The sequence below is a fragment of the Halomonas sp. M4R1S46 genome, assembly GCF_025725685.1.
GTDB lineage: Bacteria > Pseudomonadota > Gammaproteobacteria > Pseudomonadales > Halomonadaceae > Halomonas.
Window position 1 is genome coordinate 188,530 of sequence record NZ_CP107008.1, and the last position, 24,780, is coordinate 213,309.

A 24,780-nucleotide genomic window follows, 5' to 3' on the forward strand; every position below is an offset into this window, starting at 1 on the left:
TCAGGACGACGATGCACACCACACCCGCGACACCACTGCCCTGTGGCCGGCACCGGCTCGATCTCTCCTTTCCCCGCGTGATGGGGATCCTCAACGTCACCCCCGACTCCTTCTCCGACGGCGGCCGCCACGTGGTCCTCGACGACGCCGTGCGCCGCGCCGAGCAGATGCTGGCCGAGGGCGCCGCGGTCATCGACGTGGGGGGCGAGTCCACCCGGCCCGGCGCCGCGCCGGTCTCGGCCGAGCAGGAGCTGGATCGGGTGGTGCCGGTGGTGGAGGCCCTGGTGCGCGAGCTCGATGCCCTCGTCTCGGTGGATACCAGCACCCCCGAGGTGATGCGCGAGGCCTCGCTCAAGGGGGCGGGGATGATCAACGACGTGCGCAACCTGCGCCGCGACGGCGCCATGAAGGCAGCCGCCACCAGTGGCCTGCCGGTGTGCCTGATGCACATGCTCGGCGAGCCGGGCGACATGCAGGACGCGCCCCACTACGATCGCCCCGTGGAGGAGGCCGTGGCCGACTTCCTGGCGCAGCGCATCGCCGACTGCGAGGCCTCGGGGCTGCGCCGCGAGCGTCTGCTCCTCGACCCGGGCTTCGGCTTCGCCAAGACCGTGGAGCACAACCTGCGCCTGCTCCATCATATGCGGCATCTGGAGCGCTTCGGCCTGCCGCTGCTGGTGGGCATGTCCCGCAAGAGCATGATCGGCAAGGTGCTGGACCGGCCGGTGGAGGAGCGCCTCGCCGGCGGCCTGGCGCTTTCCGCGATGGCGGTGGAGCGGGGCGCACGAATCCTGCGCGTCCACGACGTGGGCCCCCACGTGGACGCGGTGAACATGACCTGGGCCGTCCTCAAGGAAGGGTGCGAGAATGAGTAGACGCTATTTCGGTACCGACGGGATCCGCGGCACGGTGGGCGAGGCGCCCATCACCCCCGACTTCATGCTCAAGCTGGGCTGGGCCACCGGCCGGGTGCTGGCCCGCGAGTCGGGGCAGGCCCGGGTGCTGATCGGCAAGGACACGCGGATCTCCGGCTACATGTTCGAGTCGGCCCTGGAGGCCGGCCTGTCCGCCGCCGGCGTCGACGTCATCCTGCTCGGCCCCATGCCCACTCCGGCGATCGCCTACCTGACCCGGACCTTCCGGGCCGATGCCGGCATCGTCATCTCGGCTTCCCATAACCCCTTCGCCGACAACGGCATCAAGTTCTTCTCCGCCGAGGGGGTCAAGCTGGCCGATGCCGTCGAGGCCGACATCGAGTCGATGCTCGACGAGCCGCTGACCACCGTGGCACCGGATGCCCTGGGCAAGGCCAGGCGGGTGGACGACGCCGCCGGCCGCTACATCGAGTTCTGCAAGTCGACCCTCCCCGAGCGGGTCAGCCTGCACGGCCTGAAGATGGTCATCGACTGCGCCCACGGCGCCACCTACCACATCGCGCCCAGCGTGTTCCGCGAACTGGGCGCCCAGGTCAGCGTGATCGGCGCCGCACCGGATGGCCTCAACATCAACCATGAGGTGGGCTCCACCCATCCCGCCGCGCTGCGCGCCGCGGTCATCCAGCAGGGCGCCGACCTGGGGGTGGCCTTCGACGGCGACGGCGACCGGGTGCTGATGGTCGACGCCGACGGCCGCGAGATCGACGGTGACGACATCCTCTACCTGATCGCCCGGGACCGTCACGGCCGGGGCGATCTGGGCGGCGGGGTGGTCGGCACCCTGATGAGCAACTTCGGCCTGGCCGCGGCGCTGGAGGCCATGGCGATCCCCTTCGAGCGGGCCAAGGTCGGCGACCGCTACGTCATGGAGCGCCTGGCGGCCAACGGCTGGCAGCTGGGCGGCGAGTCCTCCGGGCATATCGTCTGCGGTCATGTGCAGACCACCGGCGACGGCATCGTCTCCGCGCTGCAGGTGCTGTCGATCATGGTGCGCGAGGGGCGGCCGCTGGGCGAGTTGCTGGCCGGCCTGGAGAAGGCGCCGCAGATGCTGGTCAACGTGCGCCTGAGCCCGGGGGCCGACGCCAAGTCGCTGATGGAGGCACCATCGCTGAGGTCCGCCGTGGCGGCGGTGGAGGCCGAACTGGGCGACCAGGGTCGGGTGCTGCTGCGGCCCTCCGGCACCGAGCCGCTGATCCGGGTGATGGTCGAGGGGCGTCCCCATCTGGACGTGGGCGGCCTGGCCCGTCGCCTGGCCGATGACGTCCAGGGCCTGCTGTCCTGACCATGGGAGCCTGTCGGATTTGACCGATCGTCGCGAGACGCCCGGATTTCGAGACAAGTTTATCGATTCGATGAGGCGAATAGCCCGCTATTTAACGAATCAGATCGAATGAAATTGGCCGAAAGCCCGAGTGTCGCAGCAGATCAGCGTTAAGGCCGACAGGCTCCTAGGCCCTGGTTGTCTTGACAGGGCCGCTCCTATACCATTTCGCTCCACCTTGAAAGAGGACCCCCCATGTCGACGCCGCTGATCGCCGGTAACTGGAAGATGAACGGCTCCCTGTCCCTGGTCGAGGGCTTCGGCCGGACCTTCGCCGATGCCACCCTGCCTGAGTGCGTCGACGTGGCGCTGATGGTGCCCTTCCCCTATCTGGAGGCCGCGGGGCGGGCCTGGGGCGACACGCCGCTGGTCGTCGGCGCCCAGACCCTCAGCGACCGGCCCGCCGGGGCCTTCACCGGCGAGGTCAGTGGCGAGATGCTCAAGGAGCTGGGGGCGCGCCTGGTGCTGGTCGGCCATTCCGAGCGGCGGATCCTGTTCGGCGAGGACGATGCCGCCGTGCTGGCCCGGGTGCGGGCCGCCCTGGCCTGTGAACTCACCCCGGTGCTGTGCCTCGGCGAAACCCTCGAGGAGCGGGACGCCGGCCGCACCGAGGCCGTGGTGCTCGGCCAGCTCGAGGCCGTCCTCGAGGGCCTGGGCGTCGGCGAGCGGCCCCGGCTGGTGCTCGCCTACGAGCCGGTGTGGGCCATCGGCACCGGGCGCACGGCCTCGCCCGAGCAGGCCCAGGCGGTGCACGGCGCGATCCGCGCACGCCTGACTGATTACTGTGCCTCCCTGGCCGAGGACATGCGGATCCTCTACGGCGGCAGCATGAAGGCCGCCAATGCCGCCGAGCTGCTCGCCCAGCCGGACATCGACGGCGGCCTGGTGGGCGGTGCTTCCCTTCAGGTCGACGATTTCCTAGCCATTTGTCAGTCAGCAGGTTGAATCCATGCAAGTTGCCATTCTCATGATCCACGTGGCGATCGCCATCGCCTTGGTCGTCCTGATCCTGCTGCAGCAGGGCAAGGGCGCCGATGCCGGTGCCTCCTTCGGCGGCGGCGCCTCCCAGACCGTGTTCGGTTCCCGGGGCAGCGGCAGCTTCCTGTCGCGCGCCACCGGCGTGCTGGCCGCGGCCTTCTTCGCCACCTCCCTGACCCTGGCCTACTTCGCCTCCCAGGCCGGCCAGGCGCCGGAGGAAGCGGGCATCCCCGATGCCGAACTGATCGAGCAGCAGAACGCCGTGCCGACCCTTGACGACGAGGGCAACGGTGTGGATAATGCAGCGCCAGTGCTGGAGGAAAGCGGCAACTGAGTCGCGGATCCGGCCTCCCCTGATGCCGAAGTGGTGGAATTGGTAGACACGCTATCTTGAGGGGGTAGTGACCTTACGGTCGTGCGGGTTCAAGTCCCGCCTTCGGCACCATTTGAAGCCGGCACGGTGATGCTCACCAGGCGCCGGACCTTCAACAGCAGGATTGGCGGAGCGGTGCTTTGTCACTTGACGCAAGAGTCAGGCAGGCATACAATCACCGACCTAGATTGATGCGGGGTGGAGCAGTCTGGTAGCTCGTCGGGCTCATAACCCGAAGGTCATCGGTTCAAATCCGGTCCCCGCTACCATCTTCGAGGCAGGCATGCAGGTGTTTTCGGGGCATGTCAGAGAGCCGAAGTGGTATACAGGTTTCTTGTAAAAGCCCCTTCCTGTGAAGGGGCTTTTTGTTAGCGGCCAGCACGCCGGTCGATATCGGCGACGCTGATCCGGGCAACGCCAATCAGCCACCTGACTTTCCTGTTCACTCCCGGCCAGGTGCCTGATGCAACGGCTGTAGGAGCTTTCTTCCGTGGCAATCAAGGATGCTGCGCTACATGCGCTGATCGAACCGGTGGTCTCGGCCATGGGCTTCGAGCTGTGGGGCATCGACTACCTGTCCCAGGGTAAACATTCCCGCCTGGTGATCTATATCGATCACGACGACGGGGTGAGCGTGGAGGATTGCGCCGATGTCAGCCGCCAGGTCAGCGCGGTGTTCGATGTCGAGGACCCCATCGCCGGCGAGTACCGGCTCGAGGTCTCGTCTCCGGGCATGGACCGGCCGCTGTTCACTCTCGAGCAGTTCGAGCGCTACGCCGGTCATGTGGTGGCCGTGAAGCTGCGCGTGCCCTTCGACGGGCGGCGCAAGTTCCAGGGCCTGCTGGCCGGCATCGAGGGCGACGAGGTGCTGCTGCAGCTCGACGGCGAGGAATATTGCTTTCCCATCGAGAGCATCGACCAGGCGCGGGTCGTTCCGCAGTTCGGTCAGTGAGGTCGGTGCTAAAGGACGGGTTTTCTGGTGAGGCTAAGGCATGAGTAAAGAGATTCTGGCGGTCGTCGACGCGATCTCCAACGAGAAGGGGGTCCCCCGCGAGGTGATCTTCGAGGCCGTCGAGGCGGCGCTGGCCAGCGCGTCACGCAAGCGCTTCGAGGACGTGGAAGCCAGCGTGCGGGTCCACATCGACCGGCAGACCGGCGACTACGAGACCTTCCGGCGCTGGGAGGTCGTGGAGGATGACGACTTCGACGGCCCCGATGCCCAGATCAAGCTCTCCTACGCCGAGCGTCGCGACCCGCCCCTGGGGCTGGGCGACGTGGTCGAGGAGCAGATCGAGAACGCCTCCTTCGGCCGCATCGCCGCACAGACCGCCAAGCAGGTCATCGTGCAGAAGGTCCGCGAGGCCGAGCGCGCCGAGGTGGTACGGCTCTACGCCGACCGCGAGGGCGAGCTGGTCGCCGGCATCGTCAAGAAGACGACACGCGACGGCCTGATCATCGACCTGGGCGAGAACGCCGAGGCCTTCCTGCCGCGCAGCGAGATGATCCCCGGCGAGCGCTACCGCATGAACGAGCGGGTTCGCGCCCTGCTGACCGAGGTCGACCCCGAGGCCCGCGGTGCCCAGCTGATCCTGTCGCGGACCTGTCCGGAACTGATCATCGAGCTGTTCAAGATCGAGGTGCCGGAGATCGCCGAGCAGCTCATCGAGATCAAGGGGGCGGCCCGCGACCCGGGGTCCCGGGCCAAGATCGCGGTCAAGACCAATGACCGCCGTATCGACCCGGTGGGCGCCTGCGTCGGCATGCGCGGCTCGCGGGTCCAGGCGGTGTCCTCGGAGCTGCAGAACGAGCGCGTGGACATCGTGCTGTGGGACGACAACCCCGCCCAGCTGGTGATCAATGCCATGGCGCCGGCGGATGTCGCCTCCATCCTCGTCGACGAGGACGCCCACGCCATGGACGTGGCCGTCGCCGAGGACAACCTGGCCCAGGCCATCGGCCGTAGCGGCCAGAACGTGCGCCTGGCCTCCGAACTCACCGGCTGGCGTCTCAACGTCATGACCGAGGACGAGGCCGAGACCAAGCGCGATCAGGAAATCGACAGCCTGGTCGAGCACTTCATCCAGCACCTGGGCATCGACGAGGACGTGGCACGTCTGCTGGTCGAGGAAGGCTTCACCTCCCTGGAGGAGGTCGCCTATGTCCCGGTGGAGGAAATGCTGGAAATCGAGGAGTTCGACGAGGATCTCATCGAAGAGCTGCGCGCTCGCGCCAAGGACGAGTTGTTGAACCTGGCCATCGCCTCCGAGGAGGAACTCGATGGTGCCCAGCCGGCCGACGACCTGCTGGAGATGGACGGTATGGAGCGTCACCTGGCCTTCATTCTGGCCAGTCGAGGCATCGTCACCATGGAGGACCTCGCCGAGCAGTCCGTCGATGACCTGACGGACATCGAGGGGCTGGACGAGGAGCGCGCCGCGGCACTGATCATGACTGCCCGTGCGCCATGGTTCGAGAGCGAACAGTAAAACGGGTCACGGGCTGAGGAGGGTCGTAATGTCAGAAATGACCGTTAAGGATTTTGCAGTGAAGGTGGGGCGCGATGTACCCCGCCTCCTGGAACAGATGAAAGAAGCCGGGCTCGGCCAGAAGGCCGAGAATGACGCCGTGTCCGAGGAGGACAAGCGGCAGCTGCTCGACTATCTCACCAAGAGCCATGGCGGCAGCGCCGGTGCCGGGGCGAAGAATCGCATCACCCTGACCCGCAAGACGCGCAGCCGCATCAAGTCCGGGGAGCGCGGCAAGAGCATCGAGGTGCAGGTGCGCAAGAAGCGCACCTACGTCAAGCGCGAGGAAGAGAAGCCCGCCGAGGAGCCCCAGGCTCAGGATCACGGCCCGCGTCAGCTGGTCGGTGACATGGCCTCGGCCGAGGCCAAGCGCGAGGCGGAGGCCGCCGAGGAGGCCAAGCGTCGCGCCGCCGAGGCGTCCGCGCGCCAGGCGGCCGAGAAGGTCGAGGCCGAGCAGGCCAAGGCCGAGCAGGCCACGGCCGTGCCGAGCGAGCCGGAGATCCCGGTGCCGGAGCTCGAGACCGCCGGGCCGAGCCCCGAGGAGGCGCCCGCGCCGCCCAAGGAAGGCCGTGCCGAACCGCGTCGTGCCGCGGTCAAGAAGGCCAGCGGCAAGGCCGGCAAGAAGGGGCGTGACGATCGCGACGACGACCGGGGCGACCGCGAGGAGCGGCGTCGCGGCGGCAAGAAGGCCAAGCGCGCCGAGCGTCGCGGCGGTCGCCGTGGCGGCAGCCAGGGCGGCGGCAAGCACGGCTTCCAGAAGCCGACCCAGCCGATCGTCCGCGAGGTCTCGATCCCCGAGTCCATCAGCGTCGCCGACCTGGCCGACAAGATGTCGATCAAGGCCAACGAGGTCATCAAGGCGATGTTCACCATGGGCGCGGCGGTGACCATCAACCAGACCATCGACCAGGACACCGCGGCCATCGTGGTCGAGGAGATGGGCCACAAGCCCAAGCTGGTCAAGGACGATGCCCTGGAGACCGAGGTCCTCGAGGCCATCTCCTACGAGGGCGATGAGATCAGCCGTTCGCCGGTCGTGACCGTCATGGGCCACGTCGACCACGGCAAGACCTCGCTGCTCGACTATATCCGCCGGGCCAAGGTGGCTACCGGCGAGGCCGGCGGCATCACCCAGCACATCGGCGCCTATCACGTCGAGGACGACCATGGCGGCGTGACCTTCCTGGACACCCCCGGCCACGCGGCGTTCACCGCCATGCGGGCCCGCGGTGCCAAGGCCACCGACGTGGTGGTCCTGGTGGTCGCCGCCGATGACGGCGTCATGCCCCAGACCATCGAGGCCGTGGAGCACTCCAAGGCCGCCGGCGTGCCGATGGTGGTCGCGGTCAACAAGATCGACAAGTCGGGCGCCGACCCGGATCGCGTCAAGAACGAGCTGTCGCAGCACGGCGTGATCTCCGAGGAGTGGGGTGGCGACACCCAGTTCGTCCACGTCTCCGCCAAGTCCGGCGAGGGCATCGAGACGCTGCTGGAAGCCATCCAGCTGGTCTCCGAGGTGCTCGAGCTCAAGGCCGTCCCCGAGGCACCCGGCAAGGGCGTGGTGGTCGAGTCGCGCCTCGACAAGGGCCGCGGCCCGGTGGCCACCGTGCTGGTCCAGAACGGCACGCTGAAGAAGGGCGACATCGTGCTCGCCGGCCTGCACTACGGCCGCGTCCGCGCCCTGACCAACGAGCTGGGCCAGCAGGTCGACGAGGCAGGCCCGGCCATGCCGGTGGAGATCCAGGGCCTGGACGGCACCCCCGAGGCCGGTGATGACTTCATGGTCCTGGCCGACGACAAGAAGGCCCGCGAGGTCGCCAACTTCCGTCAGGGCAAGTACCGCGAGGTGCGTCTGGCCCGCCAGCAGAAGGCCAAGCTGGAGAACATGTTCAGCCAGATGGGCCAGGAAGAGGCGGCCAAGCTCAACATCGTGCTCAAGGCCGACGTCCAGGGTTCCCTGGAGGCCATCAAGGGCGCGCTGGAAGAGCTCTCCACCAACGAGGTGCAGGTCTCCGTGGTGTCCTCCGGCGTGGGCGGTATCACCGGCACCGACGCCAACCTGGCGCTGGCCTCCGAGGCCATCGTGGTCGGCTTCAACGTGCGTGCCGACGCCGCGGCCCGCGAGATCATCGAGCGCGAAGGCCTGGAGCTGCGCTACTACAGCGTCATCTACCAGCTGATCGACGAGGTCAAGCAGGCCATGAGCGGCATGCTCGAGCCGGAATGGAAGGAAGAGATCGTCGGCGTGGCCGAGGTCCGCGACGTCTTCCGCGCGCCCAAGATCGGCGCCGTCGCCGGCTGCATGGTGGTCGAGGGCACCGTCCATCGCCACAAGAAGATCCGCGTGCTCCGCGAGAACGTGGTCATCTACGAGGGCGAGCTCGAGTCGCTGCGCCGCTTCAAGGACGACGTCCAGGAAGTGCGCAACGGCATGGAGTGCGGCATCGGCGTGAAGAACTACAACGACGTCCAGGTCGGCGACAAGATCGAGGTCTTCGACCAGGTCAAGGTCGAGCGGACGCTCTAACCGCTCGAGGAGCCGATCATGCGCGAGTTCAAGCGTACCGACCGGGTGGCCGACCAGCTCCAGAAGGAGCTGGCGGTGCTCATCCAGCGCGAGATCAAGGATCCGCGCCTGGGCATGGTCACCGTCAGCGGGGTCACGGTCAGCCGTGACCTCGGCTATGCCGACGTCCACGTGACCCTGCTGGGCGAGCAGGACGCCGAGCGCATCAAGGAGAACCTGACGGTGCTCAAGCGCGCCGCCGGCTTCCTGCGCAGCCAGATCGCGCGGCGCATCAAGCTGCGCCACGTCCCGGAGCTGCGCTTCCACTTCGACGAGAGCGTGGTCCGCGGCCAGCGCCTGTCCTCGCTGATCGACGAGGCGGTGGCCAGTGACCGCGACCGTCACGGCGATGATGCCGGGGACGACGAGGGAGAGCGGGACTGATGGCGCGTCGGCGTCGCGGACTGCCGGTGGACGGCGTGCTGCTGCTGGACAAGCCCCGGGGCGCGTCCAGCAACCAGGCCCTGCAGCGGGCCCGGCGCCTGTTCCAGGCGCAGAAGGCCGGCCATACCGGCACCCTCGACCCCATGGCCACCGGCCTGCTGCCGGTGCTGTTCGGCGAGGCGACCAAGTTCTCCTCCTACCTGCTGGAGGCGGACAAGGTCTATCGCACCCGGGTCGAACTGGGCGTGCTCACCGACAGCGGTGACGCCGAGGGCGAGGTGCTCGAGCGCCGCGAGGTGCCGGGGCTGTCCGCGGCGGACCTCGAGGGCGTGCTCGCGCGTTTTCGGGGCGAGATCGACCAGGTGCCGCCGATGCACTCGGCGCTCAAGCACCAGGGGCGCAAGCTCTACGAGCTGGCCCGCGAGGGCAAGACGGTTGCGCGTGCAGCACGCCGCGTGACGGTGTATGATGCGCGCCTCCTGGCGTTCGAGGGCAGTGCCTTCGACATGGAGGTGCACGTCAGCAAGGGCACCTACATCCGCACCCTGGCCGAGGACATCGGCCTGGCGCTGGGCTGTGGCGCCCATATCAGCGCCCTGCGGCGGCTCAAGACCGGCCCCTTCGAAGCCGCGGGCATGGTCACGCCCGAGGCGCTCGAGGCCCTGCCGGACCAGGCGGCCCGCGAGGCGGTGCTGCTGCCGGTGGACGTGCTGGTGGCGGGACTGCCGCGACTGGCGCTGGACGCCCAGGCGGCGGGCCGCCTGCGGCATGGCCAGACCGCCAGGCTCGATACGGGCGAGCTGCCCGTCGACGGCCTGGCACGACTCTACCACGGCGGGGCCTTCCTGGGGCTCGGCGTGGTGCGAGCGGCGGGGGAAATCGCGCCCCGTCGCCTACTGAGCACCGCCGTGGCGGCGGGCTCGGCATAGAACCCGCCCATCGGGCAGGCGTGGAGACTGCAAATATGCGTGGTCTCCGACATTCATCATTCAGGCATATTGCTTACTGGAGAGACAGATGGCACTGACCGCTGAACAGAAGTCCGAAATCGTCAAGGAATACGGCCGTGGCGATGACGACACCGGTTCCCCCGAAGTGCAGGTGGCCCTGCTGACCGCGAACATCGACGGCCTGCAGGATCACTTCAAGACCAACAAGCAGGATCACCACTCCCGTCGTGGCCTGATCCGCATGGTCAACCAGCGTCGCAAGCTGCTGGACTACCTGAAGCGCAAGGATTTCGAGCGCTATCAGTCGCTGATCCAGCGTCTCGGTCTGCGTCGCTAAGCGACGCCGTCCAGGACGCCGTGAAACGGGCAGCCCCTCGGGGCTGCCCGTTTTGCATTTCAGGGGAAGGGCCTACGTCTGATGTTGCCACTCGGGCTGATCCGGCGACGGGTCTCGAGGGGGCGCTGTAAACCCTTCCCTGGGCGCTAAGACGCCCTGCGGCGCTCTCGCATCCTGCTCCGCTTGCAGGGCCGGTGCTGGCCATCCATGGCCAGCCCGTTCGGAGGAATCCTCCTCACCCACGGCGTAGCCCCCCGCTACGGACGCCTCATCCGGGCCATAGCTTTGGCCGGCGGGCCGCATAACCGGTAGCTCTCGCGGGCGTCAACCCCTAAAATGGGGCCGAGTCGAAACGACCCGAACATGAATCGAAAAGTTGAAGGAAGTCGCCGTGAACCCGGTCAAGAAAACGTTTGAATACGGTCGCAGCACCGTCACCCTGGAAACCGGGCGCATCGCCCGCCAGGCCACCGGTGCCGTGATGGTCACCATGGACGACACCGTGGTGCTGTGCACCGTGGTGGCGAAGAAGGAGGCGAATCCCGCCCAGCCCTTCTTCCCCCTGTCCGTCCACTACCAGGAGAAGACCTACGCGGTCGGCAAGATTCCCGGCGGCTTCTTCAAGCGCGAGGGGCGTCCCACCGAGAAGGAGACCCTCACCTCGCGGCTGATCGATCGTCCGATCCGCCCGCTGTTTCCCAAGGGCTTCATGAACGAGGTCCAGGTCATCTGCTCGGTGCTGTCCACCGACCGCAACCATGACCCGGACATCGCCGCCATGCTCGGCACCTCCGCGGCCCTGGCCGTCTCCGGCGTGCCGTTCAACGGGCCGATCGGCGCCGCACGGGTCGGCTTCAACGACGACAAGGGCTACTTCCTCAACCCCACCGTGGAAGAGCTCGCCACCTCCGAGCTGAACATGGTCGTCGCCGGCACCGAGAAGGCCGTGCTGATGGTCGAGTCCGAGGCGAGCGAGCTGCTCGAGGACGAAATGCTCGGCGCCGTGCTCTACGGCCACCAGGAGATGCAGGTCGCCGTCCGGGCCATCAACGAGCTGGCCGCCGAGGCCGGCAAGCCCAAGTGGGATTGGCAGGCCCCCGCCGAGAACACCGCCCTCAAGGACGCCGTGGCGAGCGGCTTCGAGGCCAAGGTGGGCGAGGCCTACCGCATCACCGACAAGATGGCCCGCCAGGAGGCGCTGTCCGCGCTCAAGGCCGAGGCGGTCGAGCAGCTGGCCGGTGAGGAAGAGGGCCGGTTCGACGCCGACGACGTCAAGGGCGCCTTCGCCGGGCTCGAGAAGCGCGTCGTGCGCTCCCGGGTGGTCAAGGGCGAGCCGCGCATCGACGGCCGCGACCTCAAGACCGTGCGGCCGTTGTCGATCGAGGTCGGCACCCTGCCCAAGACCCACGGCTCGGCGATCTTCACCCGTGGCGAGACCCAGGCGATCGTCATCGCCACCCTGGGCACCCTGCGCGATGCCCAGTTGATCGAGTCGCTGGAAGGCGAGCGCAAGGACCGCTTCCTGCTGCACTACAACTTCCCGCCCTACAGCGTGGGCGAGGCCGGCTTCATGGGTGGCCCCAAGCGTCGCGAGATCGGTCACGGCCGCCTGGCGCGTCGCGGCGTCCAGGCCATGCTGCCCGCCGAGGACGACTTCCCCTACACCATCCGCGTGGTCTCCGAGATCACCGAGTCCAACGGCTCCAGTTCCATGGCCTCCGTGTGCGGCTCCTCGCTGGCCCTGATGGATGCCGGCGTGCCCATGAAGGCGCCGGTGGCGGGCATCGCCATGGGCCTGGTCAAGGACGAGGACGGCTTCGCGGTGCTGACCGATATTCTTGGCGATGAGGACCATCTGGGTGACATGGACTTCAAGGTCGCCGGCTCCTCCGAGGGCGTCACCGCCCTGCAGATGGACATCAAGATCGAGGGCATCAACGAGGAGATCATGGAGCAGGCGCTGCAGCAGGCCCACGAGGCCCGCCTGCACATCCTCGAGCAGATGAACGAGGTGATCGGCCAGAGCCGTGCCGAGGTCTCCGAGAACGCGCCCTCCATGGCCACCATCAAGATCGACCCGGAGAAGATCCGTGACGTCATCGGCAAGGGCGGCGCCACCATCCGCAAGATCTGCGAGGACACCGGCGCCTCCATCGACCTGGATGACGACGGTACCGTGCGCATCTATGCCGAGGACAAGTCCGCGGCCAAGGCGGCCATCGACACCGTGCTGGCGATCACCGCCGAGCCGGAGATCGGCAAGCTGTACCGTGGCAAGGTGGTGCGTATCGCCGACTTCGGGGCCTTCGTCAACATCATGCCGGGCACCGACGGCCTGGTGCACATCTCGCAGATCGTGCCCGAGCGGGTCAACGACGTGCGCGACTACCTCAACGAGGGCGACGAGATCGTGGTCAAGGTGCTCGACATCGACAACCGCAATCGCGTCAAGCTGACCATCAAGGAGATGACCGCCGAGGAGAAGGCGGCGTTCGAGGCCGAGGAGGCCGAGACCGCCCTCTGATCGCAGGGTCATGCGTCGAACGCCCCCGTGGCTCACGCCACGGGGGCGTTCTTGTCTGGGGGCCCGGGACGGGCCCGTGAACGGGCAGGGAAGGGATATGGCACAGACACTACCCAGCGAGCCGACATCGGCCGCCAAGGCCACTACCGCCCGCCGCGACTGGCTGGGCGTGATGGCGGTGATGGTCGGCATCTTCCTGCTGGTCACCGCCGAGCAGCTGCCCATCGGCCTGCTCTCCCAGGTGGCCGGCACGCTGTCGGTCACCCCGGGCGTGGCCGGGCTGCTGATCACCGTGCCGGGGGTGGTGGCGGCCTTCGCCGCCCCGCTGCTGCCGGTGGCGGTGGGACGACTGGATCGGCGCCTGATGCTGACCGGCCTGATGGCACTGATGACCCTGGCCAGCCTGCTGGGTGCCGTGGCCGGCAGCTTCGCCGTGCTGCTGGCCACCCGGGTGCTGGTGGGCGTGTGCATCGGCGGCTTCTGGGCCATCGCCGGGGGGCTGGCGTCGCGCCTGGTGGCGCTGGAGCAGGTGCCCCGGGCCATGGCGGTGATCTTCAGCGGCGTGGCCGGCGCCTCGGTGCTGGGGGTGCCGGCGGGCAGCTGGCTCGGCGAGCAGACCGACTGGCGCATCGCCTTCGCCGCCCTGGCCGGCCTGAGCCTGGCGGTGACCGTGGCCCTGTGGGCGCTGTTGCCGCGCCTGCCGGCCCGGCAGCCGGTGCGCCTGGCCAGCCTGGGCGGGCAGTTCGCCAGCCGCGGCGTGCGGGTCGGGGTGAGCGTCACCGCGCTGATCGTGGTCGGCCATTTCGCCGCCTATACCTTCATCAGCCCGATCCTGCAGGACATCGCCGGGATTCCCCTGGCCAGCGTCAGCGGCCTGCTGCTGCTCTATGGCGGCGCGGGGCTGGCGGGCAACTTCCTCGCCGGCAGCGCCGCCGGGCGGCATCCCTATCGCACCGTACTGGTCATCCCGGTGCTGCTCGCCGTCGCGACCCTGGCCTTCCCCTGGCTGGGTCGCCAGGCCCCCATGGCGATCGCCCTGCTGATGCTGTGGGGGGCGGTGTTCGGCAGCATCTCGGTCAGCCTGCAGACCTGGATCCTCAAGAGTGCGCCCAACGCCGAGGCCGCCACCGCGCTGATGGCCTTCGTCTTCAACCTGGCCATCGGCGTCGGCGCCCTGGCCGGCGGCCAGGTGGTGGACAGCATCGGCCTGTCGGGCGTGCTGCTGGCCGCCGGTGGCCTGTTCACCCTCGCCGCGGGGATCGTCGCCCGGACCCCGTCGCGGGTGGTGGGACGGTCCTGACACGACAAAGCCCCCGCCGAGGCGGGGGCTTTCCGTGAGGACATGCCGTGGGGCGGGCCGTCGGCGCCGCCCCGTCTTGGCAGGCCGGCCTAGCGCTCGATGGCCAGCGCCACGCCCTGGCCGCCGCCGATGCACAGGGTCGCCAGCCCCTTCTTGGCGTCCCGGGCGATCATCTCGTGGACCAGGGTCACCAGGATGCGACAGCCGGAGGCGCCGATGGGGTGGCCCAGGGCGATGGCCCCGCCGTTGACGTTGATCCTGTCGGTGTCCCAGCCGAGCTCCTTGTTGACCGACAGCGCCTGGGCGGCGAAGGCCTCGTTGGCCTCGACCAGGTCCAGGTCGTCGAGGCTCCAGCCGGCCTTCTCCAGGCAGCGGCGAGTCGCGGGAGCCGGCCCGATGCCCATGATCGAGGGGTCGACGCCGGCGTTGGAGTAGGCCTTGATGCGGGCCAGCGGCTCCAGCCCCAGGGCCTTGGCCTTCTCGGCGGAGCACAGCATGACCACGGCGGCGCCGTCGTTGATGGAGGAGGCGTTGCCGGCGGTGATGGTGCCGTCCTTCTTGAAGGCAGGACGCATGGTGCCGAGCTTTTCGGCCGTGACGTCACGGGGCCCCTCGTCGGTGTCGAAGACCAGCGGGTCGCCCTTGCGCTGGGGGATCTCCACCGGGACGATCTGGCCCTTGAACTTGCCTTCCTTGATGGCCGCCGTGGCCTTCTGCTGGGAGGCGGCGGCGAATTCGTCCATCGCCTCGCGGGTGATGCCGTACTTCTCGGCCAGGTTCTCCGCGGTGATGCCCATGTGGTAGCCGTTGAAGGCGTCCCACAGGCCGTCGTGGACCATGGAGTCGATGGCCTTCCAGTCCCCCATGCGCTGGCCGGTGCGCGAGTTGGGCAGCACGTGGGGCGACAGCGACATGTTCTCCTGCCCGCCGGCCAGGATCAGTTCGGCGTCCCCGCAGAGGATCGCCTGGGTGGCCAGGTGCAGGGCCTTGAGGCCGGAGCCGCAGACCTTGTTGATGGTCATCGCGGGGACGGCATCGGGCAGGCCGGCCTTGATGGAGGCCTGGCGCGCCGGGTTCTGGCCTGTGCCGGCGGTGAGGACCTGGCCGAGCAGGACCTCGTCCACCTGGTCGGGGGCCACACCGGTACCGGACAGGATGTCCTTGATGACATGGGCGCCGAGGTCGCTGGCGGGGACGCTGGCCAGGGAGCCACCGAAGGAGCCGACGGCGGTACGGCGCGCGGCAACGATCACCACTTCTTGCATGGGGTTACTCCTGAAGTTCAACGGACGGGCGTCCATTCAGCATAGGGGACGCTTGTGCACTGCGGCAATCCCCCGGGGGGAGGAAAAGCGCGAAACTTCAGTATAGGCGAGCGGGAGGGGCCGGGGAGCACCCCGGCGAGGCTCAGGCCAGTTGCACCGGCATGGCGCAGGAGCCCTCGTAGTCGAGGACGGCGTGGGTGACGCGGGCCATGTGCAGCTTGGCCTTGAGCATGGTGGTCGGCAGGGGGCCATTCCTTGCGTGGCCGGTGTCCGGGCCCTCAGCGGGGCAGGGTCAGCGACAGGTTGTCGATCAGTCGGGTCGGGCCCAGGCGCGCCGCGACCAGCAGCACGGCCTCGCGCGTCGTCTCGACGACCGGGCCCAGGTCGGCGGCGCGCAGTTCCAGGTAATCGGGGGCGAAGCCCGCCTCGCGCAGGCGGGCGAGGCCGGTCGCGAGGGCCGCGGCCGGCGCCTCGCCCGCCTCCAGGGCCTGGCGCAGCTCGACCAGGGTCCGGTGCAGGCGGGGCGCCACGGCGCGCTGGGCGTCGCTCAGGTAGCCGTTGCGCGACGACAGGGCCAGCCCGTCCGCGGCGCGCACGATGGGCACGCCGACCACCTCCACCGGCAGGTGCAGGTCGTCCACCAGGCGGCGGATCACCGCCAGCTGCTGGTAGTCCTTCTCGCCGAAGCAGGCCACGTCGGGCTGCACCAGATTGAAGAGCATGGTCACGATGGTCGCCACGCCGTCGAAGTGACCGGGACGCGCCCCGCCGCACAGCCCCTCGGAGACCTCCGGGACGCTGACTCGGGTCTGGGCGGCGAGGCCGCGGGGGTAGAGCGTGGCCTCGTCGGGGGCGAACAGCAGGTCGCAGCCGGCCGCCTCGAGCCGTGCCCGGTCCTCGGCGAGGGTGCGCGGGTAGGCGTCCAGATCCTCGCTGGGACCGAACTGCATGGGGTTGACGAAGATGGTCGCCACCACCACGTCGGCCCGGCGCCGGGCTTCGGCGACCAGCGCCAGGTGGCCGTCGTGGAGGTTGCCCATGGTCGGCACCAGGCCGATGGTGCGGCCCGCGCGACGGTGCGCGGCCAGGCGCTCGCGCAGCGCCGGGATCTCGTGCAGGGTGCGCATCAGAAACAGTGCTCCTCGGCGGGGAAGCGCCGTGCCTTGACGTCCTCGTGGTAGCGCCGGAAGGCGTCCTGGATGTCGTCGGCCTCTGCCATGTAGTTCTTCACGAAGCGCGGGCTGCGCCCGGTGGTCACGCCGAGCACGTCATGCATCACCAGTATCTGGCCGTCCACGTCCGGGCCGGCGCCGATGCCGATCACCGGCACCTCGAGGGCCTCGGCCACGGCGCGGCCCAGGCTCGCCGGCACGCACTCGAGCAGGATCACCGAGGCGCCGGCCTCGACCAGGGTGCGGGCATCCTCGAGGATGCGGCTGGCCTGGTCGGCATTGCGGCCCTGCACCTTGTAGCCCCCCAGCTGGTAGACGGTCTGCGGGGTCAGCCCCAGGTGGGCGCAGACCGGCACGCCGCGGCGGGTCAGCTCGCGGATGCCGTCGGCCATCCAGGCCTCGCCCTCCACCTTGACCAGCTCGGCCCCGGCGCGCATCAGCTCGCCGGCGTCCTGCAGCAGGCGCTCGGTGCTCGTGTTGCTCATGAACGGCAGGTCGACCATCAGCAGGCTCGCACCCTTGCCGCGCGCCACGCAACGGGTGTGATAGCAGACATCCCCCAGGGTCACCGGCAGGGTGCTGGCGTGCCCCTGCAGGACCATGCCCAGGGAATCCCCGACCAGCAGCACCTCGACCCCGGCCTGATGGGCGGCATGGGCGAAGGTGGCGTCATAGGCGGTCAGGCAGCTGAAGGGCTCACCGGCGCGCTTGGAGGCCTGCAGCGTGCTCAGGGTGACGGTTTTCATGGCGTGTTCTCGTGTCGTCGGTGGGGCGTCTCGGGGCCCCTGTGTAACCCGCAATTGTTACCCGAACCCGGCAGAGGTGTCGATAGGTAACACCATGCGCGGTGCCCTCAGGGCGAGGGTAACACCTGGCGCAGGTCCCGGCGGTCCAGGGTCTCGGCCAGGGCATCGACTCGGCGACCATCCGGCAGGCGCATCCCCGGAGCCAGCTCGGCCAGGGGCACCAGCACGAAGGCGCGCCGCACCATCTCCGGGTGGGGCAGGGTCAGCCGCGGTGTCGACAGCTGCCGGTCATCGTAGAGCAGCAGGTCGAGATCCAGGGTCCGGGGCCCCCAGCGGCGGGCGCGGACCCGGCCGTGACGCTGCTCCAGGGCCTGCAGCTGGTCGAGCAGGGCCAGCGGCGACAGGCGCGTCTCCAGTTCGGCCACCGCATTGACGAAGTCCGGCTGGTCGGCGGGGCCGACCGGACGACTGGCATAGCGCCGCGAGGCTCGCCGACGGCGGGTCAGCGGCAGGGCGTCGAGTTCGGCCAGGGCGCGCTCGACATGCTCGTGGGGGCCGTCGAGATTGCTGCCCAGGCCGATCCAGGCGAGATGCACAGGGCTCATTCGTCGGTCGGGGGCTTGCGCGGCTTGCGACGGCGGCGACGACGCTTGCGCGGGGCGCCGCTGCCGGCCGGATCGGCGCCCACCTTGCTGAGCAGGCGGCGCTGCTCGTGCTCGTCGGCGTCCTGGAAGGCGGTCCACCAGTCGCCGAGTCCGGGCGCCAGCTCGCCGGCGGCCTCGCGGACCAGCAGGAAATCGTAGGCGGCGCGGAAGCGCGGGTGCTCGCGCGTCTGGAAGACCCGCTTGCCGCGGCGCAGCGGCAGGCGCTGCTGCAGGTCCCAGATGTCGCGCATCGGCAGGCTGAAGCGCTTGGGAATGGCGACGTGCTGCAGCTGGCGCGAGATGACCTGCTGGGAGGCCGCCTGCAGGGCCGGGATAGGCGGCATGCCGTCGTCCTCGTGGGCGCGTTGGCGCAGCTGTACCGGCCCCCAGAGCAGGGCCGCGAAGAGGAAGGCCGGGGTCACCGGGCGCTCCTCGTGGACGCGGCGGTCGGTGCTGGCCAGGGCCCGCTCCACCAGCGGCTCGGCCCATTCCAGTTCGGCCATGGCCTCATCGGCCTCGGGGAACAGCATGGCGAACAGGCCATAGTCGCGCAACAGCCGGAAGGTCTCGACGCCGTGGCCGCTCATGAACAGCTTGAGCACTTCCTCGAACAGCCGGGCCGGCGGCACCTGGAGCAGCAGGGGGGCGAGTTCGTGGACCGGCGCCTCGGTGGCCGGGTCCAGGTGGAAGTCGAGCTTGGCGGCGAAGCGCACGGCCCGCAGCATGCGCACCGGGTCCTCGCGATAGCGCGTCGCCGGATCGCCGATCAGCCGCAGGGTCCGCGACTCGATGTCGCGCACGCCGTCGGCGAAGTCGTGGATCGAGAAGTCGGCGATGTTGTAGTAGAGGGCGTTGATCGTGAAGTCGCGGCGCAGGGCGTCTTCCTCGATGTTGCCCCAGACGTTGTCGCGCAGCAGCATGCCGTCGTCGGACTGCTGGGCGATATGGTCGCCATGGTCGTCGCCGGGCTTGCCGCGGAACGTGGTGACCTCGATCACCTCGCGGCCGAAGCGGACATGGACGATGCGGAAGCGGCGGCCGATGAGGCGCGAGTTGCGAAACAGGTCCCGGACCTCTTCCGGCGTGGCGTCGGTGGCCACGTCGAAGTCCTTGGGCATGCGGCCGAGCAGCGAGTCGCGGATGCAGCCGCCGACCAGGAAGGCCTCGTGCCCGGCGTTGTGCAGCCGGTAGAGTACCTTGAGCGCGGCATCGCTGAAGTGCTGGCGCGATACCGGATGCTCCTGGCGGGGGATGATGCGAAGCACGGGGTTGCCGGCCGACGCATCCTGAGGGCCGAACAGCGACCTGATGTGCTCGCCCGGGCTCTGCAGAAAGCGGGTAAAACCTTTGATCATGCGGCGTTATCGACTCGCGGGGGTACGAAAAGCGTTGAGTGTAGCGGACGGCCGACACCTTGCAAAGCATGGGGGCCTCTGGCAACGGGGCCACACAAGCAAAGGGGGAGGCCATTGGCCTCCCCCGTCAAGCAAGGTGCAGCATCCCTGCTGCTGATTCTTCTTCGTGATGGCGCATCGCCTTGAATACGCACCACAGTCACCAAGGAGTTTTCAGGCAAGCAATGTTGTTGTCGTTGTTGACGCTCCTGACGGCGACCGCCTCGTATTCAAAACAATAATCCAACCACGACGGCATGGGGTCATGCCTTCCCCCGACGTCTTGTCGTTGTTGACGGGGGTGCACCACGGCGGCCCTTGTTGTTGTGTGGCCGGTGGCGGTGCGTCGCGTCCTGCTTCCGGGCTTCGAGCGTGTTGTTGTTGTTGACCTCGAAGGACTCGCGCTCTGTGTCGCTGTTGTGCTTGTTGTCGACATCGCGCTCAAACGTCGCGGGCCCGGGGTCTTGTCGTTGTTGTCGGGTCGGGCCCCAGTCACCTCGCCTCGACCTTGTTGTTGTTGGGGGTCGAGGGTGACATCCGGAAATTGTTTTTCTTGCCCTGGAATGTTGCAGAGGTCGTGCCAGTATCTGAAAAATGCTTTAAAAACATGATATTGCTATTTGAGTCACTAAGGGCATGCCGAGCGAACGGGCCTTGTGTTACCCGATCGGCGCCATCCTGGGGCAATGGGTGTGTGGGAAGGTAACAGATGGTGCGGATGGGCTCGCCGAGGCCCCCACAACGGCGCCCGCGGCAGGAGCCGCGGGCGCTAGCACTTTGGTCGAGTTGACACGATCGAGGCGTTGCGAAGGCCGTCAGCCGGCGCTGCGCCTCGGCCCCTTCTTGCGGGGAATCCCCAGCCGCTGGCGGCGCTCCCAGAGGCACTTGCGACTGATGCCCAGCTTCTGGGCCAGTTCGGTCTCGCTCATCTGGTCCTGGTGCTCGAGCACGAAGTGCTGGAAGTAGTCCTCCAGGGACAGGTCCTCCTCGTCGGGCGCCGGCTGCTCCTCGCCGTCGGACTCGCCGCCGGTCGCCGCCGGCCCGGGGGCGACCGGCGGCTCGGGGGGGCGGGTCGCCGGGGTCGGCCGCGGTCCCGGGGAGAGCCCCAGGTCGTCGGGGTGGATCAGGTGGCCCTCGGCGAGGATGACGCCGCGCTCGAGGGCATTCTCCAGCTCGCGCACATTGCCCGGCCAGGGAAAGTCGCGGATGACCCGCCGGGCGGCCCGGGACAGGCGCAGTCCCTCCCGGTCATGTCGCCGGCAGGCCTTGTCGAGCAGTACGTCGGCGATCTCCAGGATGTCGTCCTCGCGGTCGCGCAAGGGCGGCAGATCGATCTGCATCACGTTGAGGCGATAGTAGAGGTCGAGGCGGAACTCGCCGGTCTTCGACAGGGCGCGCAGGTCGCGGTGGGTGGCGGCGATCAGGCGCACGTCGACGTGGCGGGTCTCCACCGAGCCGATCTTGCGGATCTCGCCTTCCTGCAGGACGCGCAGCAGGCGGGCCTGGGCATCCAGGGGCAATTCGCCGATCTCGTCGAGGAAGAGGGTGCCGCCGTCGGCGGCCTCCACCAGGCCGGTACGCGCGGCGCTGGCGCCGGTGAAGGCGCCCTTCTCGTGGCCGAACAGCTCGGACTCGATCAGCGTCTCGGGAATCGCGGCGCAGTTGACGCAGACCAGGGGGGCGGCGGCGCGCTTGCTCTGCTGGTGGATGGCCCGGGCGACGAGCTCCTTGCCGGTGCCGGACTCGCCCTGGATCAGCACGGTGACGTCGGCCGGGGCGGTCTTGCGGATGCGGGTGTAGACCGCCTGCATGGCCGGGCAGTTGCCGATCATGGTCTGGCGCCGGCCGCCGGGCTCGGTGATGTCGGGGGGCTCGGCGCGGTGGGTGGCCTGCTGGTGCAGGACCCGGGCGACGGTCTCGAGCAGCTCGTCGTGGTCGAAGGGCTTGGCCACGTAGTCCACGGCACCGAGCTTCAGGGCCTCCACCGCCGAGCGCATGCTGGCGTAGCTGGTCATGATCAGCACCGGCACCGGCGCGGCCCGGGCGATCAGCTCGGTGCCGGGCTCGCCGGGCAGGCGCAGGTCGCTGATCACCAGGTCGAAGCGCTGGGGGTCGAGGTCCAGGGCCTCGGATACGGCGCCGGCCTCGCTGACCGTGTGGTCATGGCGCTCCAGCAGCCGCCGCAGGGCGCTGCGAATGATGGCTTCGTCTTCAACGATCAGGATCCGACTCATCGGGGGGTTCACCATCCTCTTGGTTGAGCGGCAGCCACAGCTGGATGCGGGTGCCGGTCGCCTGTTCGGCGGGAGGGGACTCGATCTCGATCTGGCCGCCATGCTCGGCGACGATGCTGTAGACCAGCGGCAGGCCGAGGCCCGTGCCCTCACCGGCTGGCTTGGTGGTGGTGAAGGGCTCGAACAGGTGATCGCGCACCCGCTCGTCGATGCCGTGGCCCTCGTCGGTGACGCTGACCAGCAGCCAGCCCGCCCGGGGCTCGGCATCGATGACCACCCGGCCGCCCGGCTCGCTGGCATCGCGGGCGTTGCCGACCAGGTTGATCATCACCTGCTGCAGGCGCTGGCTGTCGCCGAGCACCTCGAGGGCCGGCGGGCAACGGTTCTCGTAGTGGACATCCTCCCCCGAGCGGGCGAGGCGGATCAAGTGCAGGGCCTCGTCGGTCACGGCGGCCATCGACACCGGGGCGAAGGGGGTGCCGGCGACGTGACGCCCGCCATGGGCGAAGCCCACCAGCGAGCCGACGATCCGCGAGACCCGGTCGGTGAGCTGCTGGATCTGGTCGGCGGTCTCCAGCAGCGCGGGGTCGTCGGTGTCGTAGCGCAGGTTCTGGGCCAGCGAGGAGATGCCGGTGATGGGGTTGCCGATCTCGTGGGCCACGCCGGCGGCCAGCTGGCCGATCGAGGCCAGGCGGGCGGCGTGGACCAGCTCGTCCTCCAGCCACTTCATCTCGCTGTGATCCTCCACCAGGATGACGTTGCCGCCGGGCTCGTGTCGGGCCTCGTGCAGCTCGGCCTTGTGCAGGCTCAGGTAACGCAGGCCCTTGGCCAGGGTCACCGGCTGCTTGTAGAGGTGGCTCGCGGGCTCGGCCAGGATCTGGCCGAGCAAGGCGTTCCAGGGGGGCGGCAGGGTGTCGCGATGGGCGCCGATCACCGATTCCCCCTCGATGCCGGAGAGCTCGGCCAGGGCGTCGTTCCACATCAGCAGCTCGCCATCCTCGCCGAAGGCGCACAGCCCCACCGGCAGGCGGGTCAGGGTGCGCCGGTGGTAGCGACGCAGGCCGTCGAGCTCCCGGGCCAGGCCGGTGAGCCGCGAGCGATAGGCCTCCAGGCGGCTCTCGACGAAGTGGATGTCCTCGGTAGCATCGGGGCCGTCCTGGCGATAGGGCAGGAAGCGGTCGACGATGTCCTGGGCCACCGAAGGCCCCATCAGGCCGGAGAGGTTGGCCTGGATGCGGTCGCGCAGGCGGCGCAGGGCATAGGGCCGGCCGTCCAGCGGCGACAGCTTGAGCGCCGTCAGGGCGCGGTCGACCTCGCGGTTGGCGACCTCCTCGCCCAGGGCGCGGGCCAGGTGATGCTTGATCTCCTCGCCGTTGGCGGCCACCAGCGGCAGGCGCATGGGGCGGATCACCGCGTCCACCGAGCAGGCCTCGGCGGCGGCGCGCTCGCCGGCCGAGGTGCGGGTGGCCAGGGAGACGAGGATGAAGGTCAGGATGTTCGCGGCCAGCGAGACCAGGGTCACGACGTACCAGTCGGGGTCGCCGGCCAGCACCTCGAGGCCCGGGGGCAGGATCACCAGCGGCGGAAACTGGCTGAGCAGCGGCACCCAGAGCCCGGCGAGCCACACCAGCACGCCCGCCGTGAGGCCGGAGACCATGCCCTTGCGGTTGGCCCCGGGCCAGTAGAGCAGCGCCAGCATGCCGGGCAGGCACTGGGCCATGCCGATGAAGGAGGCCAGGCCCAGGGTCGAGAGGTCGTGGTGCACGCCCACGGTACGGTAGAACACCCAGCCGCCGAAGATCACCGCGGCGATCAGTCCCCGGCGCAGCCAGCGCAGCCAGCGGTAGAGGTCGGGCTGGTCGACCGGCGGGTGGGCCACCAGTACCAGGTGGTTGAGGACCATCCCCGAGAGCGCCAGGGAGATGATGATCATGGTGCCGCTGGCCGCGGCCAGGCCGGCGATGAAGGCCAGCGCGCCCACCCACCAGGACGAGGAGAGCGTGAAGGCCAGGTAGGCGGCACCGGCGCCGGCGGTGTCGACGCCCAGTCGCTGGGCGCCCCACAGGATCAGCGGCACCGGCAGCGCCATCAGCAGCAGGAACAGCGGCAGCGCCCAGCCGGCCTGGAGCAGGGTGCGCCGGTTGAGGGTCTCGGCGAAGGTGATATGGAACATGTGCGGCATCAGGAAGGCCGCGGCGAAGAACAGCAGCAGCAGGGTGCGCCACTGGGCGGGGTCGAGGTGGGCGGTCTCCGCCTGGGCGGGATGGCCCGGGCCGTCGAGCCAGGCCTGGAGGTCGGCGGGCCCGTCGAAGATGCCGTAGAGCGCGAAGGCGCCGAGGGCCAGCATGGCGCCGAGCTTGACCACCGACTCGAAGGCGATCGCCGCCAGCAGGCTGTCATGGCGGGCATTGAGATGGCTGTGCCGGGCGCCGAAGAGGATCGCGAATAGCGCGATCAGGCTGCAGAAGCCGAGCGCCAGCCACTCGGGGGAGCCGGCCCCGGACAGCAGGTGGATGGCGTTGCCCATGGTCTGCACCTGCAGCGCCAGCAGGGGCAGCACCGCCAGCAGGCTCACCAGGGTGATCAGGGTGCCGACCCAGCGCGAGCGGAAGCGGAAGGCGAAGAGGTCGGCCAGCGAGGCCAGCTGGTAGGTGCGGGTCATGCGCTGGATGGGCACCAGCAGCACCGGGGCGAGCAGGAAGGCCCCGGCCGCGCCCAGGTAGTAGGCCAGGTAGCCGAAGCCGCTGCGGCTGGCCTGCTCGATGCTGCCGTAGACCGCCCAGGCGCTGGCATAGACGCCCAGTGCCAGGGTGTAGACCGCCGGATGGCGGACCAGGCGCGTCGGCAGCCAGCCGCGCTCCACGGCCAGGGCGCAGAGGAACAGCAGCAGGAGGTAGCCGACACCGAGGGCCAGCAGGCTGGCGAGGCTCGCAGTCATCGAGGGGTCTCCCTAGTGCCGCTCGTCGAGCTTGCGTTTCTGTTCCAGCCACAGGGTCAGCGCGATCAGCACCCCCCAGATGACGAAGGGGCGGTACCAGGCGACCCCGGGGTTGCCCCAGCCGCTCATCAGCAGCGGCGAGAGCAGGTAGCCGCCGAAGACCAGGAACAGCATGATGCGATAGACGTACACGG

20 protein-coding genes, 2 tRNA genes and 1 pseudogene are annotated in these 24,780 nt (G+C 69.1%); 14 read left to right on the forward strand and 9 right to left on the reverse strand.

Going from position 1 to position 24,780, the window contains the following annotated elements:
• Positions 1-11: 11 nt before the first annotated feature.
• From folP to OCT48_RS00955, 14 genes are all read left to right on the forward strand, one after another.
• Positions 12-875 (forward strand): dihydropteroate synthase, encoded by an 864-nt coding sequence (folP, locus tag OCT48_RS00890; protein ID WP_263590932.1) that lies wholly within the window; start codon positions 12-14, stop codon positions 873-875.
• Positions 868-2,217 (forward strand): phosphoglucosamine mutase, encoded by a 1,350-nt coding sequence (gene glmM, locus OCT48_RS00895; protein ID WP_263590933.1) that lies wholly within the window; start codon positions 868-870, stop codon positions 2,215-2,217. Before folP ends, glmM begins: the two co-directional genes overlap by 8 nt.
• 234 nt (positions 2,218-2,451) lie before the next feature.
• Positions 2,452-3,201: a triose-phosphate isomerase gene (tpiA, locus tag OCT48_RS00900; RefSeq protein ID WP_263590934.1), complete on the forward strand. Its 750-nt coding sequence runs from the start codon at positions 2,452-2,454 to the stop codon at positions 3,199-3,201.
• Between the two features lie 4 nt (positions 3,202-3,205).
• Positions 3,206-3,568: a preprotein translocase subunit SecG gene (gene secG, locus OCT48_RS00905; RefSeq protein WP_263590935.1), complete on the forward strand. Its 363-nt coding sequence runs from the start codon at positions 3,206-3,208 to the stop codon at positions 3,566-3,568.
• A gap of 24 nt (positions 3,569-3,592) precedes the next feature.
• Positions 3,593-3,679: transfer RNA gene (locus OCT48_RS00910), tRNA-Leu, on the forward strand.
• 120 nt (positions 3,680-3,799) lie between these two features.
• Positions 3,800-3,876, forward strand: a tRNA-Met gene (locus OCT48_RS00915).
• 221 nt (positions 3,877-4,097) lie between these two features.
• Positions 4,098-4,559, forward strand: a complete 462-nt coding sequence (rimP, locus tag OCT48_RS00920; RefSeq protein WP_263590936.1) for a ribosome maturation factor RimP — start codon at positions 4,098-4,100, stop codon at positions 4,557-4,559.
• 40 nt (positions 4,560-4,599) lie between these two features.
• Positions 4,600-6,093: a transcription termination factor NusA gene (nusA, locus tag OCT48_RS00925; protein ID WP_263590937.1), complete on the forward strand. Its 1,494-nt coding sequence runs from the start codon at positions 4,600-4,602 to the stop codon at positions 6,091-6,093.
• A gap of 28 nt (positions 6,094-6,121) precedes the next feature.
• A complete protein-coding gene (gene infB, locus OCT48_RS00930) occupies positions 6,122-8,659 on the forward strand; it encodes a translation initiation factor IF-2 (protein WP_263590938.1) in 2,538 nt (845 codons plus the stop codon).
• An 18-nt stretch (positions 8,660-8,677) separates the two neighbouring features.
• On the forward strand, positions 8,678-9,082 hold the full coding sequence (gene rbfA, locus OCT48_RS00935) for a 30S ribosome-binding factor RbfA (RefSeq protein WP_263590939.1): 405 nt from the start codon (positions 8,678-8,680) through the stop codon (positions 9,080-9,082).
• A complete protein-coding gene (gene truB, locus OCT48_RS00940; protein WP_263590940.1) occupies positions 9,082-10,011 on the forward strand; it encodes a tRNA pseudouridine(55) synthase TruB in 930 nt (309 codons plus the stop codon). Before rbfA ends, truB begins: the two co-directional genes overlap by 1 nt.
• 88 nt (positions 10,012-10,099) lie before the next feature.
• Entirely contained in the window at positions 10,100-10,369 is a 270-nt protein-coding gene (gene rpsO, locus OCT48_RS00945; RefSeq protein WP_183385360.1) for a 30S ribosomal protein S15, read from the forward strand.
• A 391-nt stretch (positions 10,370-10,760) separates the two neighbouring features.
• Positions 10,761-12,893 carry a polyribonucleotide nucleotidyltransferase gene (pnp, locus tag OCT48_RS00950; protein ID WP_263590941.1) on the forward strand — a complete coding sequence of 711 codons (2,133 nt, stop codon included), beginning with the start codon at positions 10,761-10,763 and terminating at the stop codon, positions 12,891-12,893.
• Between the two features lie 172 nt (positions 12,894-13,065).
• Positions 13,066-14,193, forward strand: coding sequence for an MFS transporter (locus OCT48_RS00955; RefSeq protein ID WP_263592551.1), 1,128 nt, complete (start codon positions 13,066-13,068; stop codon positions 14,191-14,193).
• Positions 14,194-14,282: 89 nt separating this feature from the next.
• Here OCT48_RS00955 and OCT48_RS00960 read toward each other — a convergent pair whose 3' ends face one another.
• The 9 genes and pseudogenes from OCT48_RS00960 to OCT48_RS01000 all read right to left on the reverse strand — a co-directional run bounded on the left by OCT48_RS00960 (position 14,283) and on the right by OCT48_RS01000 (position 24,778).
• Positions 14,283-15,458, reverse strand: a complete 1,176-nt coding sequence (locus OCT48_RS00960; protein ID WP_183385480.1) for an acetyl-CoA C-acetyltransferase — start codon at positions 15,456-15,458, stop codon at positions 14,283-14,285.
• Between the two features lie 160 nt (positions 15,459-15,618).
• Positions 15,619-15,702: pseudogene (locus OCT48_RS00965) on the reverse strand (aspartate 1-decarboxylase); the annotation flags it as partial.
• A gap of 34 nt (positions 15,703-15,736) precedes the next feature.
• Positions 15,737-16,585: a pantoate--beta-alanine ligase gene (gene panC / locus OCT48_RS00970; RefSeq protein ID WP_263590942.1), complete on the reverse strand. Its 849-nt coding sequence runs from the start codon at positions 16,583-16,585 to the stop codon at positions 15,737-15,739.
• The gene (panB, locus tag OCT48_RS00975) at positions 16,585-17,376 is read right to left on the reverse strand and encodes a 3-methyl-2-oxobutanoate hydroxymethyltransferase (RefSeq protein ID WP_263590943.1); all 792 of its coding nucleotides are present in this window, start codon (positions 17,374-17,376) and stop codon (positions 16,585-16,587) included. The genes panC and panB overlap by 1 nt, the downstream gene beginning before the upstream one ends.
• 107 nt (positions 17,377-17,483) lie before the next feature.
• Entirely contained in the window at positions 17,484-17,981 is a 498-nt protein-coding gene (gene folK, locus OCT48_RS00980; protein WP_263590944.1) for a 2-amino-4-hydroxy-6-hydroxymethyldihydropteridine diphosphokinase, read from the reverse strand.
• Positions 17,978-19,375 carry a polynucleotide adenylyltransferase PcnB gene (pcnB, locus tag OCT48_RS00985; protein ID WP_263590945.1) on the reverse strand — a complete coding sequence of 466 codons (1,398 nt, stop codon included), beginning with the start codon at positions 19,373-19,375 and terminating at the stop codon, positions 17,978-17,980. The genes folK and pcnB overlap by 4 nt, the downstream gene beginning before the upstream one ends.
• An 854-nt stretch (positions 19,376-20,229) precedes the next feature.
• Positions 20,230-21,648 (reverse strand): sigma-54-dependent transcriptional regulator, encoded by a 1,419-nt coding sequence (locus OCT48_RS00990; RefSeq protein WP_263590946.1) that lies wholly within the window; start codon positions 21,646-21,648, stop codon positions 20,230-20,232.
• A complete protein-coding gene (locus tag OCT48_RS00995; protein ID WP_263590947.1) occupies positions 21,626-24,586 on the reverse strand; it encodes an ATP-binding protein in 2,961 nt (986 codons plus the stop codon). Before OCT48_RS00995 ends, OCT48_RS00990 begins: the two co-directional genes overlap by 23 nt.
• Before the next feature lie 12 nt (positions 24,587-24,598).
• Positions 24,599-24,778: a hypothetical protein gene (locus OCT48_RS01000; RefSeq protein ID WP_263590948.1), complete on the reverse strand. Its 180-nt coding sequence runs from the start codon at positions 24,776-24,778 to the stop codon at positions 24,599-24,601.
• Positions 24,779-24,780 lie beyond the last annotated feature (2 nt).

Bases quoted from the DNA above. Each gene is read 5' to 3' on its own strand.
- folP (WP_263590932.1), top strand. From the start codon at position 12: ATGCACACCACACCCGCGACACCACTGCCCTGTGGCCGGCACCGGCTC.
- glmM (WP_263590933.1), top strand. From the start codon at position 868: ATGAGTAGACGCTATTTCGGTACCGACGGGATCCGCGGCACGGTGGGC.
- tpiA (WP_263590934.1), top strand. From the start codon at position 2,452: ATGTCGACGCCGCTGATCGCCGGTAACTGGAAGATGAACGGCTCCCTG.
- secG (WP_263590935.1), top strand. From the start codon at position 3,206: ATGCAAGTTGCCATTCTCATGATCCACGTGGCGATCGCCATCGCCTTG.
- nusA (WP_263590937.1), top strand. From the start codon at position 4,600: ATGAGTAAAGAGATTCTGGCGGTCGTCGACGCGATCTCCAACGAGAAG.
- infB (WP_263590938.1), top strand. From the start codon at position 6,122: ATGTCAGAAATGACCGTTAAGGATTTTGCAGTGAAGGTGGGGCGCGAT.
- rbfA (WP_263590939.1), top strand. From the start codon at position 8,678: ATGCGCGAGTTCAAGCGTACCGACCGGGTGGCCGACCAGCTCCAGAAG.
- truB (WP_263590940.1), top strand. From the start codon at position 9,082: ATGGCGCGTCGGCGTCGCGGACTGCCGGTGGACGGCGTGCTGCTGCTG.
- rpsO (WP_183385360.1), top strand. From the start codon at position 10,100: ATGGCACTGACCGCTGAACAGAAGTCCGAAATCGTCAAGGAATACGGC.
- OCT48_RS00955 (WP_263592551.1), top strand. From the start codon at position 13,066: ATGGCGGTGATGGTCGGCATCTTCCTGCTGGTCACCGCCGAGCAGCTG.
- OCT48_RS00960 (WP_183385480.1), bottom strand. From the start codon at position 15,458: ATGCAAGAAGTGGTGATCGTTGCCGCGCGCCGTACCGCCGTCGGCTCC.
- panC (WP_263590942.1), bottom strand. From the start codon at position 16,585: ATGCGCACCCTGCACGAGATCCCGGCGCTGCGCGAGCGCCTGGCCGCG.
- panB (WP_263590943.1), bottom strand. From the start codon at position 17,376: ATGAAAACCGTCACCCTGAGCACGCTGCAGGCCTCCAAGCGCGCCGGT.
- folK (WP_263590944.1), bottom strand. From the start codon at position 17,981: ATGAGCCCTGTGCATCTCGCCTGGATCGGCCTGGGCAGCAATCTCGAC.
- pcnB (WP_263590945.1), bottom strand. From the start codon at position 19,375: ATGATCAAAGGTTTTACCCGCTTTCTGCAGAGCCCGGGCGAGCACATC.
- OCT48_RS00990 (WP_263590946.1), bottom strand. From the start codon at position 21,648: ATGAGTCGGATCCTGATCGTTGAAGACGAAGCCATCATTCGCAGCGCC.
- OCT48_RS00995 (WP_263590947.1), bottom strand. From the start codon at position 24,586: ATGACTGCGAGCCTCGCCAGCCTGCTGGCCCTCGGTGTCGGCTACCTC.